Origin of the sequence: Pseudomonas sp. ACN5 (genome assembly GCF_002303975.1) — a bacterium.
GTDB classification, from domain to species: Bacteria; Pseudomonadota; Gammaproteobacteria; order Pseudomonadales; family Pseudomonadaceae; genus Aquipseudomonas; species Aquipseudomonas laurylsulfatiphila.
This window is the reverse complement of record NZ_MRCP01000047.1, coordinates 1-710: the sequence shown is the minus strand read 5'-3', so window position 1 is coordinate 710 and position 710 is coordinate 1. Positions and strand designations below refer to the sequence as shown.

The following is a 710-nucleotide window of genomic DNA, read 5'->3' as shown; positions in this document are numbered from 1 at the left end:
AGTCTAACCTTCGGGAGGACGGTTACCACGGTGTGATTCATGACTGGGGTGAAGTCGTAACAAGGTAGCCGTAGGGGAACCTGCGGCTGGATCACCTCCTTAATCGACGACTCAGCTGCTCCATAAGTTCCCACACGAATTGCTTGATTCATTGAAGAAGACGATAAGAAGCAGCCCGAAATTGGGTCTGTAGCTCAGTTGGTTAGAGCGCACCCCTGATAAGGGTGAGGTCGGCAGTTCGAATCTGCCCAGACCCACCAATTTTGTGTGGGAAACGCCTGTAGAAATACGGGGCCATAGCTCAGCTGGGAGAGCGCCTGCCTTGCACGCAGGAGGTCAACGGTTCGATCCCGTTTGGCTCCACCACTACTGCTTCTGATTGTATAAAGCTTAGAAATGAGCATTCCATCGATGATGGTGAATGTTGATTTCTAGTCTTTGACTAGTTCGTTCTTTAAAAATTTGGGTATGTGATAGAAAGATAGACTGAACGTTACTTTCACTGGTAACGGATCAGGCTAAGGTAAAATTTGTGAGTTCTCTTAATTGAGAAATTCGAATTTTCGGCGAATGTCGTCTTCATAGTATAACCAGATTGCTTGGGGTTATATGGTCAAGTGAAGAAGCGCATACGGTGGATGCCTTGGCAGTCAGAGGCGATGAAAGACGTGGTAGCCTGCGAAAAGCTTCGGGGAGTCGGCAAACAGACT

The 710-nt window shown here is 47.9% G+C and carries 2 tRNA genes and 2 rRNA genes; all 4 read left to right on the top strand.

Annotation, left to right across the window (positions count from 1 at the left end):
• Nucleotides 1–102, top strand: a 16S ribosomal RNA gene (locus BSF40_RS31345); the annotation flags it as partial.
• Nucleotides 103–183: 81 nt separating this feature from the next.
• A tRNA-Ile gene (locus tag BSF40_RS31340) sits at nt 184–260 on the top strand.
• 30 nt (nt 261–290) lie between these two features.
• Nucleotides 291–366 (top strand) — tRNA-Ala (locus BSF40_RS31335).
• Between the two features lie 245 nt (nt 367–611).
• A 23S ribosomal RNA gene (locus BSF40_RS31330) occupies nt 612–710 on the top strand; the annotation flags it as partial.